14 protein-coding genes and 1 tRNA gene are annotated in these 16,744 nt (G+C 63.4%); 7 read left to right on the top strand and 8 right to left on the bottom strand.

What is annotated here, in order from left to right; genetic code table 11:
- Positions 1-6: 6 nt before the first annotated feature.
- Genes SH584_RS09805 through ku form a run of 3 tightly spaced genes read right to left on the bottom strand, consistent with a single transcriptional unit; the run spans position 7 to position 5,549 of the window.
- Positions 7-2,142: a penicillin acylase family protein gene (locus SH584_RS09805; RefSeq protein WP_324806723.1), complete on the bottom strand. Its 2,136-nt coding sequence runs from the start codon at positions 2,140-2,142 to the stop codon at positions 7-9.
- Between the two features lie 37 nt (positions 2,143-2,179).
- Complete coding sequence (gene ligD / locus SH584_RS09800; RefSeq protein WP_324806722.1) at positions 2,180-4,645, bottom strand: DNA ligase D; 2,466 nt, start codon at positions 4,643-4,645, stop codon at positions 2,180-2,182.
- A 4-nt stretch (positions 4,646-4,649) separates the two neighbouring features.
- Complete coding sequence (gene ku, locus SH584_RS09795; RefSeq protein ID WP_324806720.1) at positions 4,650-5,549, bottom strand: non-homologous end joining protein Ku; 900 nt, start codon at positions 5,547-5,549, stop codon at positions 4,650-4,652.
- A gap of 111 nt (positions 5,550-5,660) precedes the next feature.
- On the opposite strand from ku, the gene SH584_RS09790 reads away from it, so the two are divergent.
- Complete coding sequence (locus SH584_RS09790) at positions 5,661-5,990, top strand: hypothetical protein (protein WP_324806718.1); 330 nt, start codon at positions 5,661-5,663, stop codon at positions 5,988-5,990.
- 51 nt (positions 5,991-6,041) lie between these two features.
- Positions 6,042-6,115 (top strand) — tRNA-Gly (locus tag SH584_RS09785).
- Between the two features lie 48 nt (positions 6,116-6,163).
- On the opposite strand, the gene SH584_RS09780 is transcribed toward SH584_RS09785, so the two are convergent.
- Together SH584_RS09780 and SH584_RS09775 are read right to left on the bottom strand one after the other, a co-directional pair.
- A complete protein-coding gene (locus SH584_RS09780) occupies positions 6,164-6,853 on the bottom strand; it encodes a response regulator transcription factor (RefSeq protein WP_324806715.1) in 690 nt (229 codons plus the stop codon).
- Positions 6,837-8,369 carry a sensor histidine kinase gene (locus tag SH584_RS09775; protein WP_324806713.1) on the bottom strand — a complete coding sequence of 511 codons (1,533 nt, stop codon included), beginning with the start codon at positions 8,367-8,369 and terminating at the stop codon, positions 6,837-6,839. The genes SH584_RS09780 and SH584_RS09775 overlap by 17 nt, the downstream gene beginning before the upstream one ends.
- Before the next feature lie 125 nt (positions 8,370-8,494).
- Between SH584_RS09775 and SH584_RS09770 the strand changes: the two genes are divergently transcribed.
- Positions 8,495-10,384: a potassium transporter Kup gene (locus SH584_RS09770; protein WP_324806711.1), complete on the top strand. Its 1,890-nt coding sequence runs from the start codon at positions 8,495-8,497 to the stop codon at positions 10,382-10,384.
- 1 nt (position 10,385) lies between these two features.
- Positions 10,386-11,186 carry a transporter gene (locus SH584_RS09765; RefSeq protein WP_324806709.1) on the top strand — a complete coding sequence of 267 codons (801 nt, stop codon included), beginning with the start codon at positions 10,386-10,388 and terminating at the stop codon, positions 11,184-11,186.
- Positions 11,187-11,375: 189 nt separating this feature from the next.
- Here SH584_RS09765 and SH584_RS09760 read toward each other — a convergent pair whose 3' ends face one another.
- Positions 11,376-12,113 (bottom strand): outer membrane protein, encoded by a 738-nt coding sequence (locus SH584_RS09760; RefSeq protein ID WP_324806708.1) that lies wholly within the window; start codon positions 12,111-12,113, stop codon positions 11,376-11,378.
- A 597-nt stretch (positions 12,114-12,710) separates the two neighbouring features.
- Here SH584_RS09760 and SH584_RS09755 point away from each other — a divergent pair.
- From SH584_RS09755 to SH584_RS09745, 3 genes are read left to right on the top strand one after another with little or no spacing between them, the layout of a single operon-like run.
- Positions 12,711-13,715: a KpsF/GutQ family sugar-phosphate isomerase gene (locus SH584_RS09755; protein ID WP_324806706.1), complete on the top strand. Its 1,005-nt coding sequence runs from the start codon at positions 12,711-12,713 to the stop codon at positions 13,713-13,715.
- A gap of 6 nt (positions 13,716-13,721) precedes the next feature.
- On the top strand, positions 13,722-14,534 hold the full coding sequence (gene kdsB, locus SH584_RS09750) for a 3-deoxy-manno-octulosonate cytidylyltransferase (protein ID WP_324806704.1): 813 nt from the start codon (positions 13,722-13,724) through the stop codon (positions 14,532-14,534).
- Positions 14,535-14,556: 22 nt separating this feature from the next.
- Positions 14,557-15,333, top strand: coding sequence for a DUF5672 family protein (locus SH584_RS09745; RefSeq protein ID WP_324806702.1), 777 nt, complete (start codon positions 14,557-14,559; stop codon positions 15,331-15,333).
- Here SH584_RS09745 and SH584_RS09740 read toward each other — a convergent pair.
- Together SH584_RS09740 and SH584_RS09735 are read right to left on the bottom strand one after the other, a co-directional pair.
- The gene (locus SH584_RS09740) at positions 15,330-15,977 is read right to left on the bottom strand and encodes an ABC transporter ATP-binding protein (RefSeq protein ID WP_322841393.1); all 648 of its coding nucleotides are present in this window, start codon (positions 15,975-15,977) and stop codon (positions 15,330-15,332) included. The genes SH584_RS09745 and SH584_RS09740 overlap by 4 nt on opposite strands.
- On the bottom strand, positions 15,974-16,702 hold the full coding sequence (locus SH584_RS09735) for an ABC transporter permease (protein WP_324806699.1): 729 nt from the start codon (positions 16,700-16,702) through the stop codon (positions 15,974-15,976). Before SH584_RS09735 ends, SH584_RS09740 begins: the two co-directional genes overlap by 4 nt.
- Positions 16,703-16,744: the final 42 nt, after the last annotated feature.

Raw genomic sequence — 16,744 nt, 5'->3', positions numbered from 1 at the left:
AGTGACTTACTCGCCCGGCGAGTAGCGGCGCTTGATGTGTCCCGCGCGCTCGTCCGGGTGGAAATAGACCGGGCGAAGCGCCCCGGCGGCATAGCGCGCGGCTTGGTCGTTGAAGTGTGGCGAGGCAGGATCGCCGCTCTCTCCACCTGCGCTGACCGCCCTCGCCCGGACACGCGGTCCGAATTCGACCACGGCGACGAAGCTGTTGCCCGAGGTGCCGTACCATTTGGTCGTGCCCTTGCGCGGGGCGGCGCCGAACGAGGCGAGCGAGCCGAAATTGCCCGATGCGAACGGGACCGCAATGCTTGGCGCCGCGTCGCTGAACGGATGGTCGATCGAGGGCGAAATTCGCTGGAAGCGATTGATCCGCCCCCACGCGACGCGCCACTGCCCATATTCGCGGGTCAGTCGAACCATCGCTTCGTCGAGCGCGGCGAGCTTGGCGTCGGCGCTGGTCCCGGCACCAAGTTCGGATAGCGTGCGGGCGACGGCCTGACGCTTGGCGGGGATCTTCTTCACCGCTTCTTCGGCCCAAAAGGTCGCGAGCGACTGCGCCTCGGACTCGGAGCTCCAGCGGTAATCCCATCGTTCGAGCAGCGCGATCGGCGCGGCGAGACGCGCGCGTCGGGGATCGCCTGCCGGTAGCGCCTTCCACGCAGTAACGAGCGGCGGGAGGATGTCGGCGAAGCCGGGCTGATAAGAGTCGTACGCCGCCGCCTGAAGCCGATCGAGCGTCCAGCCCTTCGATCCTTCGAGCAGGCGAAGCGCATGCAGGCCGCGGTAATTTTCGCCGAACATGTCCATATATTTGGGGAAGTTGGCGGGCTTCGGGCTGTAGGCGCCGGCGGCGCGATACGGCCAGGTGTTGGTGTTCTGCACCCACCCGTTCGGCGGCGCGATGCTGTTGGGCATGTCGGCCACCGCGTGAAGACCGCCCCAGTCGGTCGACGGGTCGCTGCCGTCGATCACGCCGCGATAGTCGAAGCGGTCGTTGCGGCGCGGCACGAACTGCGGGTGCAGATAGGCGATCCGACCCTTGGCATCCGCAAACAGGGTGCCGTTGCTGCTGTTCGCGCGCAGCTTTGCGACATCGATGAAGCTGGCGAGGTCGCGCGCCTTGGTGCGGAGAAAGCTTTGCTGCAGCGCTTCGACGGGCCGGTCCATCATCGCGAACGACACCCAGCGGTTGCCTTCGCTTCGGACGATCGGGCCGCGATGCTCGCGCCAAGTCCGGAAGCTGCGTGAGGCAAACTTGCCGTCGCGGGTGCGGTAACGGATCGTGATCGGCCGCATCCCCAGTTGCCGCCAGGTTGTGCCGTAGCGGTAGGAAGGCCGGACGCCCCTGCGCACGTCGATCGAGAATTCGTCGACGCTGTCGTTCCCCGCGCTGGTGTGCATCCAACCCGCGGTGCGGTTGAACCCTTGGTAGACGAAGAACTGCCCCCACGTCGCGGCGCCATAGGCGTCGAGCCCCTGGTCGCTGGTCATCTGCAATTCGGAGCGGAAGAAGAAGCTGGTGTGCGGATTGATCAGCAGCAACGCCTTACCGTCGCGCGTGATCGCCGGAGCGATGGCGATGCCGTTCGATCCGCGCGGCTCGGGGTCGAACGGGGCTTCCGCGACCTTTTCCGTCGCGCCGTAGAATTTGGCCAGGCCGGCCAGGTCAATCCGTTCGATATCGCCGCCGATGCTGCCTTCGGTGAACGACAGCGCCATCCACGGTTCGAACCGCGTCAGGACGCGCGGTCGAACGTGCGGATGGGTCGCCAGGTAATGATTGAGCCCCGCTGCCCAAGCATCCATCAAGTCGCGCAACCATGCCGGACTGCGGACATAATTCGCCTTCAGCTCATTCTCGCTGACGTAGAGCCGGGCGCGCAGATCGCGCCAGATCGCCGCCTCACCCTCGGCTTCCGCCGTTCGTCCCAGCGCTGTCAGATAGTTCGCTTCAATCCGCGGGAAATCGTCCTCCGCCTGCGCATAGATCATACCGAACACGGCATCGGCATCGGTCCGTCCATGGACGTGCGCGATGCCGAAATCGTCGCGCTCGATCGTCACGCGCCGGGCTTGTTCCGATCCCGGCAAGGGCGGCGCGGCCGCGATGAGGAAAAGGGCGAGCGGCAGAAGGGCGATGCGCATGAGCGGGAGGCTAGGCGCGGCCATTGCCGCTGCCAAGTCACAGGTCGGGAAGCGCCTGGTCGGCTTCCCCCCACCCCGCGAGCAATTTTGATCCCGCGCGGGCTAACAGCTCGTCGGCATCCTGGATAGTGAAGCGCGCGGCGGTGTCGATCCCATCAAGTTCACTCCAGTCGATCGGTGACGCAACCGGCGCATGTTCGCGGGCACGCGCCGAGTAAGGCATCACCGCCGTCGCGCCGCGCTGGTTTCGCAGCCAGTCGAGGAAGATGCGCCCCTTGCGCTGCGCCTTGCGAATATTGGCAGTAAATCGTTCTGGCTGATCCTCGGCGATGGCACGGCTGAAGCGTTCGGCGAAGCTCTTCACCTTGGGCCAGGTCGCGGTCTGGTCGAGCGGGACGACGACGTGGACGCCCTTGCCGCCCGACAGCATCGCGAAACTGACGAGGCCGATGTCGGCCAGCGCCTGCTTGAGCTGCTTGGCGCCCTCGCGGACCGCTTCGAAGTCGAGGCCGACATCAGGGTCGAGGTCGAACACCATCCGGTCAGGCTTCTCCAGCGGCTTGATGCGGCTTCCCCAGCCGTGGAATTCAATCGTCCCCATCTGGACGCATCCAAGGATCCCCGCGGTTTCGTCGAACCACAGATAGTCTTCCTTGGTCCCGTCCTTTTCCTTGATCGCGACATGCTTGACCCCGGCGCCGAGGCCGCCGTTGTCATGCTTCTGGAAGAAGCATTGCTTGCCGCGCCCCTGCGGGCAGCGGACCAAGGTCATCGGGCGATTGGCGGCGTCGCGAAGGAAGATCGGCGCGACCTGTTCGTAATAGTCGGCGAGGTCGCCCTTGGTCAGCTTGCCTTCGGGGAAGATCACGCGGTCGCGGTTGCTGATCGTCACGCCATGGTCGGCCACCTTGGCCTCGGCCTTTTTGAGCGGCGCCGCTTTCTCGCGCTTGACCGACTTGGCGGGCTTGTCCTCCCGCAGGCCGAGGAAGCTGGGATGGCGAAGCGTCCCGGCGGAGGTGAATTCAGTAAAGGCGATCTCGGCGACCAGCTTCGGTTCGACCCACACCGCGCCGCGCGCCTCCGCCCGCGGGACGGTCGCCGCCGCCTTGTCCGTCTCGATGGCCTTCAACTGCTCCAGGAGCTCGTCCATCGACGCCATGGTGAAACCGGTGCCGACCTTGCCGGCGTAGGTCAGCGTCTTGCCGTCGCGGGTCGCCAGCATCAGGGAGCGGAAACCCCGCGCCTTGTCGCTCTTCGTCCAGCCGATGATGACGAATTCCTGGCGATTAATGCACTTGATCTTGAGCCAGTTGCGGCCACGCCGGCCCGAATAGGCCGCCGACGCCTTCTTCGAGATGATCCCCTCGCCGCCTTCCTTGCAGATGGCGTCGAACAGTTGCTCGCCCTTGCCGACGATATGGTCGGCGTAATGGAGCGGCGGGGATGAGCTTTCGAGCAGTGCCGCCAGCCGCGCCTTGCGTTCCAGATTGGACAGCTTTGCGAGGCTCTTGCCGCCTTCGACGAGCAGGTCGAACGCGAAAAAGTCGAGCTCGGCCGATCCGTCATCCTTCAAGCGGCGCTGGAGCAGGCCGAAGTTCGGCTTCCCGTTCTCGCCGAGGGCAACCGCCTCGCCATCGATCAATGTCCCCGGTGGGAACTGATCGGTGGCTGCGGCGACGAGACCGGCGAAGCGGTCCGACCAGTCCTTGCCATTGCGGGTCCAGGCGACGGTTCCGCCTTCGCTCACCGCCAGCAGCAAGCGATAGCCGTCATATTTATACTCGTGGATCCACTCGCTGCCGGCCGGGACCGCATCGACCAAGGTCGCGAGCTGGAGCGCGTGGAAAGCGGGACGCTTGCCCGAAATGCCATTAGAGGCAGCCTTTTTGCCAGTAACAACCTTTTTGACCGCAGCTCTTTTGCCCGCCGCAATTTCCTCCATCGTCCGATTGGTGGTGACGCTAGTCAGGCCGCGCTCGATCAATTCTTCGCCGGGCCCGGTGAAGGCATCGTCGACCTTCTTCAGCATCCAGTTCTCGCCCTTCTCACCGGGCCGCCCCTTCAGCCGGAACATCACCCACTCGCCCTTCATCCGCTCGCCTTCGAGCGTGAAGTGAAGATGTCCCTCTTCGATCGTTTTCGACGGATCCTTGCCCGGTTCGGGGATCCAGCGGCCATGATCCCACAGCATCACCGTGCCGCCGCCATATTCGCCTTTAGGGATCGTGCCTTCAAACGTGCCGTAGTCGAGTGGATGATCCTCGGTCCGAACCGCAAGGCGCTTGTCGTCCGGGTCGATCGACGGTCCCTTGGGCACCGCCCAGCTTTTCAACACGCCGTCGAGTTCGAGCCGAAAATCCCAGTGCAGTCGCGACGCGTCATGTTTCTGCACCACGAACCGATCGCCGCCCTTGTGCGCGGTCTTGCCCTTGGGCTCCGCCGTCTTCGTGAAGTCGCGCTTGGCGTTATATGTCTCGATGTCGAGCTTGGGTCGCCGCGCCATCGCGTCAGGCCCGCTTGCGCGCCGGAGCCGCCTTCTTCTTCGGCGCGGCCTTCGCCGAGGCGGCCTTCTTGGCAGGAGCTTTCTTGGCCGCAGCCGTCTTGGCCGGAGTGCGCGCGCCGCTGTCCAGGCTCTTCTTGAGCGCCGCCATCAGGTCGATCACGTTCGATCCCTTGGCGGGCTTGTCGGGCGTGTCGTCCTGGATGACGCGCTTGCCCTTCTTCTTCTGCTTCTCGGCGATCAATTTCTTGAGCGCGTCGATGTAGCGGTTTTCGAAGTCGGCGGCGTCGAAGTCGCCCGCCTTCTTGTCGATCAGCGTCTCGGCGAGATCGAGGAGGTCGGCGTCGGGCTTGGTGTCGCCGATTTCGCGGAAGTAGGACGAGGCCCGGTGGACTTCGTCGGCATAGCGCAACGTCTCCAGCACCATGCCGCGCCCGCACGGCTTTAGGCTGACGACATACTCCTGCCCGCGCATGGCTAGCTGGCCGATCCCGACCTTCTTGGTGCGCTTGAGCGCCTCGCGCAGCACGACGAACGCTTCCTCCGCGAGGTCGTCGGACGGCACGACGAAATAGGGCTTGTCGTAATAGATGGCGTCGATGTCGCCGATGTCGACGAACTGCGTCAGCTCGAGCGTCTTGCGGCTCTCGAGCTTGACCTTCTCGATCTCCTCGGGGTCGAGCAGGACATATTCGCCCTTCGACACTTCATAGCCCTTGAGGATTTCGTCGCGATCGACCGGGCCGATTCCCGGCACGACCTTTTCGTAGCGGACGCGCTGACCCGAGGGTTCATGCACTTGATGGAAGGCGATCGACCGGCCCGATTTCGTCGCGGGATAAATCTCGACCGGGATCGCGACCAGCGCGAGCCGGATCTGTCCTCGCCAGGAGGGTCGTGCCGCCATGCTCGTCTCCATTCCCCGTGATGCCGGCGAGTCAATCGACCAGCGACGGACTCGTTCCGCTGGCGGTCGGATCGGGCGGGCGTTATGATTGGCCGACAGGGAGAGAATTGCATGAGCAACCCGGCAATCACCGCTGCGATCATCGCCGCAAGCGCGGAGCAACAGGCGCGCGATACCCTGTTCCAGCAATTCCGCGATGCCCGGGCGCTGGGGGCGTCGAGTGCGATCGCCTTTACGGCCACGAGCAAGGAAGAGCAGGCCTATCTGGATTACGCGATTAAAAAGGGATCGATCGTCCGCGGCCGCGACGGACGCCTTCATCTCGACGAGCGGGCCATTGCCGACAGAAAGGAAGGCGCCGGGTTTGTCCTCCTGCTCGTGCTGCTCGTCGTCGTGTCGATCCTGGCGTCGGGGGCCGCGCTGCTGTTGCTTGCAAGCTGATCCTTGACGGCGGGCGCCGCCGGATGGCAAAGCGCCGCCTCACGCCGATGGGCGGGTGTAGCTCAATGGTAGAGCAGAAGCCTTCCAAGCTTACGACGAGGGTTCGATTCCCTTCACCCGCTCCACACCTCGCCGCTGCGTTTCACGCACGCCGAGGTAGAGACCACGACCCATCAGATCTGCATCAATCGATAACCAACCCCCGGTTCGTTGATCAGCAACTTCGGGTCCGAGGGAGTGTCTTCGAGTTTCTGGCGCAGCGCCCTCATCGTGACCCGCAAATACTCTGTCTGACGCTCCTGCGCCGGACCCCACGCCGACCGAAGCAAATGCGCATGGGTCAGCACGCGCCCGGGGTGGCGTGCGAGTTCGGCAAGCACCGAATATTCTTTGGGCGTAAGGTGCACCTCGGTCGGCCCGCGGCGGACGATCCGCCGGAAAAGATCGATGTGGATGTCGCCTATCTCCACCACTTCCTTTTCCGCCGACGAGGCTAGCTTGCGGCGAAAGGCCGCCCTGATCCTAGCCAGCAGTTCGAGCGTATCGAACGGCTTGGTGACGTAGTCGTCCGCGCCAAGGTCGAGCGCGGCGACCTTCTGCTCCATCTGCTCGCGCGCCGAAACGACGATCACCGGCGTTCCCGCGTCGCCGCGCATCGCACTTATCATTTCCAGCCCGTCGCGGTCGGGAAGGCCGAGGTCGAGCAGGACGAGGTCAGGCTTATCGATGCCGACGCTGACCGCCGCTTCCTTCGCTGACGCGGCCTCGACGACGTCATAGTCGGCGCGGGTCAACGTCGAACGCAGAAGGGTGCGGATCGTCGGTTCGTCGTCGACCACCAATATCCTAAGCGCCTTGGTCAAGTCGGTCCTCTCTCACAATCGCCTTTGGTGGAAACAGCAGGGCGAAGGTCGCCCCCGGCCCATCATTGTTGATTGCCGCCACCTCGACTTCCATTGCCTCGGCGAAGCCTTTCACGATTGCTAGGCCAAGCCCGGCCCCGCCCTTGCGGTCCGATCCGGCAATCCGCGCGAACCGGTCGAACATCCGGTCCGATGCCTCTGGTAGGCCCGGTCCTTCGTCGATGATCGACAGGCGAACACCCCGGTCACCCTGTTCACCAGTGATCCGAATACCGCCGCTTCCGCTGTAGCGCAGGGCGTTGTCGATCAGGTTCAGAAGCACGTGGTGGAGCAAGTGCGGATCGGTCCGCACCAGCGGCAGGTCGACAGGAAGATCGATATCGACGCGGCGTGATGAAACGACCCTCTTCAAGTCGCGCAACGCAGCCCCGACTGAATCGACCAGGTCGACCGCCTCATCGTGCAGCCGGATCGATCCGGCCTCGATCCGCGCCATGTCCAACAGGTTGGCGATGTAGCGCCCGAGCTTCGCTCCCTCGTCGTCGATCGTGTCGACAAGGGGGGCCGGCGCCTGCGCTTCGCGAAGCTCTCCGGCCGCCGCGATGATGGCGGTCAGGGGCGTGCGAAGATCGTGGCCGACCGACGACAGCAAGGCCCCGCGCAGGCGATCGCGGTCGCGCAGGGACGCCACGTCCTGCATCTGCCGTTCAAGCCGGGAACGGTCCAGCGCGAGGGCCACCCGGTCGAGCAGGTTCGTCAGCAGCGGCAATTGGTCATCGTCGACCGGAGTGCGCCCGTCGTCGCGGGCCAGCCCGATCGTTGCGAGCACCTTACCGTCCGACGTCCCCGGGAAGAACAGCCAATCGGCGGGGCTGAGCCGCGGCGACCCTCGACCGACGACCTTCCCATCCTTGAGCACGATTCCGGCCGCGCCGAAGTCGGCCGGAGTTAGTCGTGCCGTATGGGGCTCGCTGGCGATCGCGACGGGGTCGCCCCCGCGGTCCGCCATCAGCACTGCGTTGCAGTCGAACAGCCGCGCAAGGCTGCGGCACGCGGCAAGGCCGATCCGCTCCTCGTCGACACAGGACAGCAGCTCCCCCGCGAAGCCGGCGATGGTCGCGTTGCGTTCGGCATTCGCGACCGCTTGGCGTGCCTGCGCCCGCATCGCAGCGGCAAGACGGCTGACCACCAGGGCAACGCCCAGCAGCATGGCCACGGTGACGATGTCGGCGGGTCGGTCGACGCGGAAGCTGTGGATGGGCTGCGTGAAAAAGAAATTGTACGTCAACGCGGAGGCCAAGGCCGCGAGCGCTCCGGGTCCAAAACCGTACAGGCTGGCGGAGGCGACGACCGGAACGAGGTAGACCAGATCGACTGCCGACGTTCCCCACGGTGCTGACATCAGCAGCCCGATGCCGGTCGCCGCGGCCACCATGAATAGCGATTCCGCATAGGCTCGCGGCGGCGTCGGACGGTCGCACGGCGCAGCGTCGATTTTGGACGATCGGTCGTTCATCACGCGATAATTGGACCCGCTTCCGGCGAACGTCGAGGGGGCGAAGCCTCGACTTTCCGACATCCTTATGCCGCGCCGCGAGGTTCACATGGCATCCTTACACGCTCCCCGACCACATCGGCGGAATGACAAGCCAAGACAGCTCCGCCCCTTATGGGCCCAAGGAATCGCTCCCCGCGCTAATGCTCGGCGCCATCGGCGTCGTGTTCGGCGACATCGGGACGTCGCCACTCTACGCCATGAAGGAAAGCTTCATCGGCCCGCACCCGTTGGCGGTTGACCAGGCGCATGTTTTCGGAGTGCTTTCGCTCGTCTTCTGGACGTTGATGATGGTCGTCACCGCCAAATATGTGATGGTCGCCATGCGTGCGGAGAATAAGGGCGAAGGCGGGTCTTTCGCCCTGCTCGCGCTGATCTCCCGGCGGGTCGAAGGCGGCAAGTGGACCACGGGGCTTGTCACGCTCGGCGTCCTCGCCACTGCGCTTTTCTACGGCGACGCGATCATCACGCCCGCGATCTCGGTGCTATCCGCGGTCGAGGGGCTGACCGTCGCCGAGGCCCGCCTTGCTCCGCTGATCCTGCCGATATCGATCGGCATCCTCGTCGGCCTCTTCTTCATCCAGGCGCGCGGCACTGCCAAGGTCGGCCTGCTCTTCGGACCGATCATCCTTGTCTATTTCGCAACGCTGGCCGTTCTGGGCGTGACCAACATCGCGGCGTATCCGCAGATTTTCGGCGCGCTCAATCCCTATTGGGCGGTGAACTTCTTCGCGATCGATCCCACCAAGGCATTCCTCGCCTTGGGCTCGGTCGTCCTAGCCGTCACCGGCGCGGAGACGCTTTACGCCGACATGGGTCATTTCGGGCGAAAGGCGATCGGGCTGAGCTGGCTGACCCTGGTCTACCCCTGCCTGATGCTTTGCTACTTCGGTCAGGGCGCCTTGCTGCTGACCAATCCCGAGGCGGTTCAAAATCCATTCTTCTACATGGCGCCGGAATGGGCTCGCCTGCCCTTGGTCGGCATTGCCACGCTGGCCACGATCATTGCCAGCCAGGCAGTTATCTCGGGCGCTTTTTCCGTCACCCGGCAGGCGGTTCAGCTAGGCTTCCTGCCGCGCCTGTCGATCCGGCACACCAGCGCCAAGGCCGCGGGCCAGATCTACATCCCGATAGTCAATTGGACACTGCTCGCCATGGTCGTGCTGCTGGTCGTGGGCTTCGGCGAATCGACGAAGCTGGCATCGGCATACGGTATCGCGGTCACCGGCACGATGTTCATCACGACCTGCATGCTGGCCGTCGTGCTGTTCCGCGTCTGGAAATGGAATCCGATCTTGGCCGGCATCGTCATCGGCGCGTTCCTGTTGATCGACAGCGCCTATTTGGCTTCGAACCTGACCAAGTTCGGCGACGGCGGCTGGTTTCCGCTGCTCGTCGCGGCCGTCATCTTCGTCGTGCTGACCACATGGGCGAAGGGACGACGCCTGTTGCGCGAGCGTCTGGCCGAAGAAGCGATGCCACTGTCGGTGTTCATCAAGTCGACCGCCGCATCGCTGCACCGGGTGCGTGGGACTTCGGTGTTTATGGCTTCGTCCGCCGACACCATCCCGTCCGCGCTGCTGCACAACATCAAGCACAACCAGGTGCTGCATGAACGCGTCGTCATCCTGACCGTACTGATCGACGAAGTGCCGCACGTGGCGCCCCACGAACGGTCGACGATCAGCGCCGCGGGCGAAGGCGTCTACCGGGTCATCCTGCGCTACGGCTTCATGGACGATACCGACGTGCCCGGCGACCTCGCCCTCGTCGAGGCGTGCGGCGCGCCCTTCCACATGATGACGACCAGCTTCTTCCTCGGTCGCCAGAAACTGATCGCATCGAAGCGGCCCGGCATGGCGCTGTGGCGCGAGCAATTGTTCGCGTGGATGACCAAGAACAGCGAGAATGCGATGGAATTCTTCCGCCTGCCGACGAACCGGGTCGTCGAACTTGGCAGCCAGCTGGAGATCTGACATGCAGAAGATCCATCTGGCATTATCGGCGATCGCCCTCGTCATGCCCGCAGCCGTGAGCGGCCAAACGGTCGACGAAGCGCCGATCTGCACCGACCGACCCGCCAAGGCCAATGCCACCTGCACGGTTCCGCCGGGCGCGCTTCAGCTTGAGACAGGCATTACGTCGTGGTCGCTCACCGAAACGGGAAGCACGCGGACGACGGCAACAACATTTGGCGGCACAACGATCAAGTTGGGCCTCACCAGCCGATCGGACCTCCAGATTGGCGTCGTTCCGCTTGTCGGCATCAGGACGGAGGTGTCTGGCACCATCGAACGAGCGTTGGGGTTTGGCGACGTGACCGTCCGCTACAAGCATCGGCTGACTCCGAGCGATTCAAGAATTCAGGTGGGGCTGATCCCGTTCGTCAAACTGCCGACCGCCAAGCGTGGCATTGGCAACGACGAGGTCGAAGGTGGCGTGGCCGTCCCGATCCTGGTGTCGACCGACACGCCTTATTCGATCGTCTTCGGCCCAGAGGTCGACATTCTGGCCGACGGCGACGGCGCCGGACATCATCTTCAACTGGTCAATCTGGTCAATGTGTCGCGTCCGCTTTCGCCGCGCCTGACGGTCGTCGGAGAGCTTTGGGCCGCCACCAATTTCGTTCCGGCGGACAGGACGACCGCCGCCTCGGCCGATGCAGCCTTGGCCTTGGCCCTCAGCCGAACACTGCAAGTCGATCTCGGCGCCAATTTTGGGCTCAGTGGCCCTGCTCCCCGGGTGGAAGTCTATGCCGGGGCAAGTGTGCGGTTCTAGGCCAGCCGCGGACAAGCGGCGACTTCCGTTAACGCTGGTCTCTCGGCCCGGACCAGATCGGTCACTGCGCCCTTCCGCTTGCGGCGGATCATAGCGAACAGACACAGAAAAGGGCCCGCCGTTGCCGGCGAGCCCTTCCCGAAGATCCGCTGAGTTCCTCAGAACCCAGCCGACCCTATCTCAGCTACCTTAGCCGCGCTCAGGAGCGGGCGGCGGCGGCGGCGGCGGCGGCGGCGGCGGCGGAGCCGGGCACACGTCGGTCGCCAGGATCACCGAACCGTCCGGGCACGTCTGCGTAGCAGGCGGCGGCGGGGGCGGCGGCGGCGGGGGCGGCGGCGGCGGGGCCGCAGTCGCTGCACCGAAGCGGACGCCCAGGCCGACGAGGGCCGTCAGACGCGACGAGTTCGTGCGGTAGTTCGAGTAGCGGCCTTCAGCCTTCACGAAGAAGTTCGGGCTAAGCGACTGCTCGATGCCGGCACCGACCTGCCAACCGCGGGTGCGGTAGTGGTTGTAGTAGCTGCCCAGGGGGTTGTCGGCGATGAACCGCTTGCGCTGTTCATTAACGACGAACATGCCCTTACCGTACAGCAGGGTCGATTCCGACAGCAGAACGCCGGCGCGGGCGCCAACGCCCCACTCTTCGAACGACTTACGCTCGGCAACGCCGGCGCCGTCGCGCGTGATGTTCTCGCCACGTGCGTTCCAGAAGGTGCCTTCCGGGCCGAACACGAGGTTGCCGGCACGAAGATCGACACCGACTGCGCCACCCCAACCGAGGTGCGTGTCATTGTTGCCTTCCGAATAGAACCGGTCACCACCAATGTGTCCTTCGGCGCGGACGCCGTTGAACTGAATTCCCTGCGCACTCGCTTGCTGAGCAGTCAGCAAAACGAGGGTCGTCAGAGCGCTATAAGCAATACGCTTCATAATACTCCCCTTTCTCAAAACCCTGGTGACCTCCCTGAGGCCACCCAATATTTAAACGCGGACAAAAACCGTGCTCCGCCACTCGATAGCATCCAATCGTGTTGCTCGAAAGTGCACTCGTTTCGCACAGGTGACGATTTTGCACCGCGCAATGCCAAATTCACTTCTGCCACCCCCGTTTCGAGGCGAGCATCTGACGACGTTCCAGACGAAGGGAAAGGGATCTGGTTCCACGGCCGGATTTGTTTTTGTGCCGGATCGTTGCCCATTTGCAATAGTGTCCGAAAAAACGCGACAGACCTCAGTCTGGCTCGGCCAGGTCAGCCTAAAGCGTAAGGTCTCGATGAAATGCCAAAGTCTCTCGGGAGCATGAAGCAAGTCTTCACGGTTGCCGTTAATATCCAGTTTCGATCAACAATGGTTCTAATGGGATAATGAACTTCAATCCTCATGCTTGGTCAGCAATTCGCATCCCGTAGGGATCCAACAGTCGCAAAGGCTGTTTTGCGTAGGCGCTGTTGCGTGTAAGGGAGGCGCTTGTCCTGACGAGCGTGAACGCGCCGTGCCGTGCGTCGGTCAGATTGGCAAGGGATAGCGATGACGGTTCAAGCAAGTGTTCGGCGACCACCGCTGAACGAGATGATGTTGCGCCGTGGGGCGGAAGTAATCGCGGTCGAGGCCGAGGCGCTGCAGGCGCTCGCGCAGTCGCTCGACGGAACCTTCGTTGATGCCTGCAATACCATCCTGTCCAGCACCGGCCGCGTGGTTGTCACCGGTATGGGCAAGTCGGGGCATATCGGTCGCAAATGGGCCGCAACCATGGCCGCGACGGGCACCCCCGCCATCTACGTTCACCCCGCCGAAGCAGCACATGGCGACCTGGGGATGCTTATTCCCGGCGACGTGCTGATCGTCATCTCCAACAGCGGCAACACCAGCGAATTGCGTGCTTTCCTCAGCTACGCGGTCAGCATTGGCGTCAAGATCATCGGCGTGGCCTCGCGCATGGAATCGCTGGTGATGCAGAATGCGGACGTTCGCCTTCTCTATCCCGAAGCGCGCGAGGCCTGCACGGTCAACATCGCCCCAACGACATCGACGACGATGCAGTTGGCGCTTGGCGATGCCATGGCGCTCGCCCTCATGGATTCTCGCGGTTTCTCGCTCGACCGGATGAAAGTCCTTCATCCAGGCGGGTCGCTTGGTCTTCGGATGACTCCGGTCCGGGAAGTGATGCACGGTCCGGCGCGGATGCCCCTAGTCGATCAGGCTACCTCGATGCGCGACGTCATCCTGACGATGACCTCGACCGGCTTTGGGATGGCGGGGGTCGTGGACATGGCCGGCCGGCTCGTCGGCGTGATCACCGATGGCGACATTCGCCGGCACTTCGACGATCTGGCCACTGCCAAGGCCGCGGAAGTGATGACCGCCGACCCGATCACCTTGTGCAACGACACAATTGCCGAGGACGCGTTGCACCTCCTGAATCAGAACAAGATCACCGGCGCGTTCGTCATGGACCGGCGCGCGAGCGTGAATGCCAACGTTCCTATCGGCTTCGTCCACATCCATGACTTCCTGCGGATCGGCCTAAGCTAAGCCACGATGCCGTCGCCCAGCTTCGCGATCATCATTCCGGCGCGTTACGAATCCTCGCGCTTTCCGGGAAAGCCGCTTGCGCCGCTTGCCGGGGCGAGCGGACTGCTCAAGCCGCTGATCCAGCGGAGCTGGGAATGCGCCCGCGAAGTGGAGGGCGCATCCGACCGGATCTGGGTCGCGACCGACGACGATCGCATCGCGGAGGTCGTGGAGGGCTTCGGGGGGCAGGTCGTGATGACTTCGACCTCGTGCCGGAACGGAACCGAGCGGTGCGCGGAAGCAATCACAGCGCTCGACCTCGACGTCGACATCATCGTCAATTTGCAGGGGGATGCCCCCCTCTCCCCACCTGTGATCGTTCAGGACCTCGTCAAGCGGCTCGCGGACGAGGCGGACGCAGCCATGGCGACCCCGGCTGTGCGTTGTTCCCCGACGCTCTATCGCCACTTGGAGGACGATGCCGCCAACGGTCGCGTCGGTGGCACGACCGTCGTTTTCGACCGCGCCTCGCGCGCACTCTATTTTTCGAAGCGAATGATCCCCTATCTCCCGGACAGGGCAGCGAGCGTGGACGCGATCCCGGTGTTTCTCCACCTCGGCATGTACGCCTATCGACCGCACGCCCTCGTTGACTATCTCGCCGCGACCCCCTCGACGCTCGAAGAAGTCGAAGGGCTCGAGCAGCTCCGTTTTCTCGACATCGGATTGCCTGTCTCGGTCATGCAGATGGACCCGCTGGGGTGGGATTCGATCGAACTGAACAATCCAAGCGATGTCGGCGCGATCGAGCGGATCCTGGTCGAGCGCGGCATCGCTTGACCGACCATCGGGTCGCGGCCTCGTGACGAAGCTCTCGCTACCCTCGGTGACGCTATGTGCGGCGACGTCGATCCATGTGCAGCCGACGGTCGCGGCGATACGAGAGTCACTGCGCCACGTCGATGTCGGCGATGCGGTCCTCTTCACCGAGGCCGAGGTCGACGCGACTGCCGAGGCGTTCCGCGTCGTCCGCATTCCGGCGATCGCGTCGTCGCAAGCCTATTCCGATTTCATCCTGCGCGATCTGGTTCATCACGTTCGCACCGACCACTGCCTGATCACCCAGTGGGACGGTTTTGTCATCAATGCGGAAGCATGGGATGCCGCATTTTCAGATGTCGACTATGTCGGCGCCCCATGGCCGCAATTCGACGATGGCCACGACGTCGGCAATGGCGGGTTCTCATTGCGAAGCCGCCGACTGATGGCGGCCTGCCTCGACCCACGCTTCGAAGGCGGCATGGCAGAGGACATTGCAATCGGGCGGGCCAATCGGGACCTACTGGAGCGAGAGCATGGCATTCGCTTCGCGACGCGCGAACTTGCCGAGCGTTTTTCGTTTGAGCGAGGGCAGCCGGCAGGGCCGACTTTCGGCTTTCACGGCATTTTCAACCTCATCCCCCTGATCGGGGCAGATCGATTTTGGCAACTCTATGAAGGGTTGGACGGGCCCGGAACCGCGATGCGCGATTTCGGCATCCTGATGCGCCAATTGAAGTCGGGTCCCGATGCGCCGCGCCGACGCTTGAAGTTGACTGTGGATCGACTGAAATACGCGATGAGTCCGCGTCGCGCTTAAAGCTTGTCGTAGATTTCCAGCGCTTCGTTCACGTCGCCATAGGTCGTGCCCTTGCCGTCGTGCAACACCATCGCACGATCGCAGAATTCGCGGATTAATTCGGCACTGTGCGACGCCAAAATCAGCGTGCGATCGGCCCGCTTTTCGAACAATTCGTAATGGCACTTCCGGTGGAAGCTCTGGTCGCCAACCAGGATGACTTCGTCGATCAGATAGCAGTCGAATTCGATCACCAGCGATAGTGCGAACGCAAGACGCGCGCGCATGCCCGACGAATAGGTTTTCACCGGCATCTGGAGCTGTTTTCCGAGCTCGGAGAAGTCCTCGACGTAATCCTTGATCGTCGAATAATCGTGTCCGTAGATGCGCGAGATGAAGCGGGCATTGTCGTAGCCCGTCAGGCTCCCCTGAAAGCCGCCGCCAAAGCCCAGCGGCCAGCTGACCGACATTCGGCGGGTGATCTTCCCCGAAGTCGGCAGTTCAACCCCACCGATGAGCTTGATCAGCGTGGTCTTGCCGGCCCCGTTACGCCCGAGCAAGCCGACCTTCTCCCCAGGGCTGACCGAGAGGTTCAACCCTTTGAGAACATGTTTGCGACCGCGGCCCATCGGGTAGGATTTGTTCAAATCCTCGCAGGTGATCATTCGACCACCAGATGACGGCGGACGCGGCGACACATCGCGAGCCCGATCAATGCGCAAACCACCGAGGTCCAGAAGGGCATCTGCCAGTCGTACATTGCATTGACGCTTTGCCCGAAGATCCCTTCGCGCATCATCTCCATCGCGTGGACGAACGGCGAATACCACATCACCGCCTGCGCCTCGGGCGTCAGCCAGGCGTTCATGTTGAACGTGCCCGAGAACGGAATCATGATGTAGGTCGACACGGGAATGATCTTCTCGAGAACGTCCGATTTCTCCGACAGTGGCGCGAGGATCAGGCAGAGCGAAAAGCAGAAGAAGGCGTAGAGAAACCACCCCGCCAAGAGCTTCCCGAGGTCGTCGGGAACGGGGAATTCGCCGATCTGCATGAGGATCAGGACGATGAAGAAATAGGCCATCATCGCGCCGATCAACTCGACCAGGAACCGGACCGTGATGAAGTCCAGCACCTTTATCTGGCGGTGGTACATCAGGCTGCTGTTGACCGTGAACACCCGCACCGACCGACTGACCGCGTGGCGGAACAGGGTGATGGGAATGTATCCGCTCGCCACGAAGGCGATGACGCTGACGCCGTGATCTTCGGGCCCCTTCATCGCGCGCCACATGACGCCGACGAGGACCGCGAACAGCAGTGGCTCGACCATGATCCACAGGAAGCCGATGTTCTCGCGTCCGTAGCGCGTGACGAGCTCGCGGATCATCAGGGCGCCGATGACCCGGCGCTGGATGCGCAATCCCGTTTG

It is taken from the genome of Sphingomonas sp. LY29, from assembly GCF_035593985.1.
In the GTDB taxonomy this organism is placed as follows: Bacteria; Pseudomonadota; Alphaproteobacteria; order Sphingomonadales; family Sphingomonadaceae; genus Sphingomicrobium.
Note: the sequence above shows the minus strand (reverse complement) of the source record. Positions and strands in the feature narration are given on the sequence as shown.

Bases quoted from the DNA above. Each gene is read 5' to 3' on its own strand.
- SH584_RS09765 (WP_324806709.1), top strand. From the start codon at position 10,386: ATGCAGAAGATCCATCTGGCATTATCGGCGATCGCCCTCGTCATGCCC.
- SH584_RS09755 (WP_324806706.1), top strand. From the start codon at position 12,711: ATGACGGTTCAAGCAAGTGTTCGGCGACCACCGCTGAACGAGATGATG.
- SH584_RS09770 (WP_324806711.1), top strand. From the start codon at position 8,495: ATGACAAGCCAAGACAGCTCCGCCCCTTATGGGCCCAAGGAATCGCTC.
- SH584_RS09790 (WP_324806718.1), top strand. From the start codon at position 5,661: ATGAGCAACCCGGCAATCACCGCTGCGATCATCGCCGCAAGCGCGGAG.
- ku (WP_324806720.1), bottom strand. From the start codon at position 5,549: ATGGCGGCACGACCCTCCTGGCGAGGACAGATCCGGCTCGCGCTGGTC.
- SH584_RS09740 (WP_322841393.1), bottom strand. From the start codon at position 15,977: ATGATCACCTGCGAGGATTTGAACAAATCCTACCCGATGGGCCGCGGT.
- SH584_RS09760 (WP_324806708.1), bottom strand. From the start codon at position 12,113: ATGAAGCGTATTGCTTATAGCGCTCTGACGACCCTCGTTTTGCTGACT.
- SH584_RS09805 (WP_324806723.1), bottom strand. From the start codon at position 2,142: ATGCGCATCGCCCTTCTGCCGCTCGCCCTTTTCCTCATCGCGGCCGCG.
- SH584_RS09735 (WP_324806699.1), bottom strand. From the start codon at position 16,702: ATGATCCGCGAGCTCGTCACGCGCTACGGACGCGAGAACATCGGCTTC.
- kdsB (WP_324806704.1), top strand. From the start codon at position 13,722: ATGCCGTCGCCCAGCTTCGCGATCATCATTCCGGCGCGTTACGAATCC.
- SH584_RS09775 (WP_324806713.1), bottom strand. From the start codon at position 8,369: ATGAACGACCGATCGTCCAAAATCGACGCTGCGCCGTGCGACCGTCCG.
- ligD (WP_324806722.1), bottom strand. From the start codon at position 4,645: ATGGCGCGGCGACCCAAGCTCGACATCGAGACATATAACGCCAAGCGC.